General features: G+C 64.1%; 1 protein-coding gene and 1 pseudogene. Both read left to right on the top strand.

Features of this window, described 5'->3' with window-relative positions:
- A pseudogene (locus DBR20_RS23760) lies at window positions 1-147 on the top strand (Hemin transport protein); the annotation flags it as partial.
- 72 nt (window positions 148-219) lie between these two features.
- On the top strand, window positions 220-1,155 hold the full coding sequence (locus DBR20_RS16575) for a DUF6607 family protein (RefSeq protein ID WP_108267031.1): 936 nt from the start codon (window positions 220-222) through the stop codon (window positions 1,153-1,155).
- The last annotated feature ends 272 nt before the right edge of the window (window positions 1,156-1,427 follow it).

Raw genomic sequence — 1,427 nt, forward strand, 5'->3', positions numbered from 1 at the left:
TCCTCGCTTGGTGCCGCCACCGCGCGCCGGATCGCGCGCATCGAAGGCGCCGAAGGCGAACTGGCGATCGACGACTGTTGTTGTGCCGATGCCGCACGCCGCCCTGCCGCACGCGCTCCCGGCGACCTGCCGCTGGTTCGCCTATGACCTGATTGCGATGGATCGACTGCTGGCCAGGATGGCCTTTCCACGAAACCTGCAACCCCGAAGGAAGACCCGATGAAGTTCCAGACAGCCAGCGTGATGGTGCTGCTCGCCGCCAGTGGCGCCGCCAGCGCGCAGCCCTCCGACATCGCACGCGACCATGACAGCATCCTGGCCATGCAGGGTGAGTACACGGTGGATTTTGCCTTCGATGAAACCGTGCTGTTGAAGCCGGGCTACGAGCGCGCGCCGGCCATGCGCAGTGGCGGCAACGAAGTGGTGATCGTGGTCGAGGACAGCCCGAAGCGCATCGTGCTGCAGCACCTGCTGGTGGACAGCAAGAGCGGCCACGTGACCAAGCACTGGCGCCAGGACTGGGTATACGAAGCGCCGAACCGCTTCGAGTTCAGCGCCGACCAGACCTGGCAGGTACGCACGATTGCGGCGGCGACCAACCAGGGCGCCTGGACCCAGTGCGTGTATGAAGTCAGCGATGCACCGCGCTACTGCGGCACCGGCACGTGGACCTACAGCAACAACGTGCCGACCTGGACCAGCGACATCAGCTGGCGCCCGCTGCCACGCCGCGAGTACACCAAGCGCAGCGATTACAACGCGCTGGCCGTAGTCAACCGCCACACCCTGACCCCGAACGGCTGGACCCACGAGCAGTTCAACACCAAGGTGCAGCGCAACGCTGATGGCACCCAGGTCGAAATCGCCCGCGAATTCGGCTTCAACGACTACATCAGGACCACCGAGGTCGACTTCACCCCGGCGCGCGATTACTGGAAAGCCACTGCCGGTTACTGGAGCAAGGTGCGCCAGCGTTGGGACGGCTTCCTGACCCAGACCCCGGGCGTGCACCTGAAGACCAAGCTCGACGGCATGGCGATGATCATCCCGTTGTTCACCCAGGCCGAAGACGTGCAGGCCGGCAAGAAGGTGAAGGACAAGCAGATCGACGAGGTCTTCGCCAAGTACGTGGAAAAGGCGCCGAAGGAAGGGTGATCGCTGCGGCGGGTGTCGGACGTGCACTGCACTGGTGGGTGCCGAGCTTGCTCGGCACGCTCTCCGGCGGTGATTGCATCCATGCATCGTGCCGCGTTGTTTGGCGCTGAATGCGCCTGGTGATGACGCATTTCGCCGCTATTCTTCGCGCATTTCTGCGAGAGGCGGGCACGCGATAGGATGGGCAGCCCATGCTGTCCACGATCTTCCCCGTCGATGAAACTCTCCACCCTCTGTAGCCAGCTGTTGCCCGGCGAAGCTTGCGATGACAT

The organism is Stenotrophomonas sp. HMWF023 (genome assembly GCF_003060985.1).
GTDB classification, from domain to species: Bacteria; Pseudomonadota; Gammaproteobacteria; order Xanthomonadales; family Xanthomonadaceae; genus Stenotrophomonas; species Stenotrophomonas lactitubi.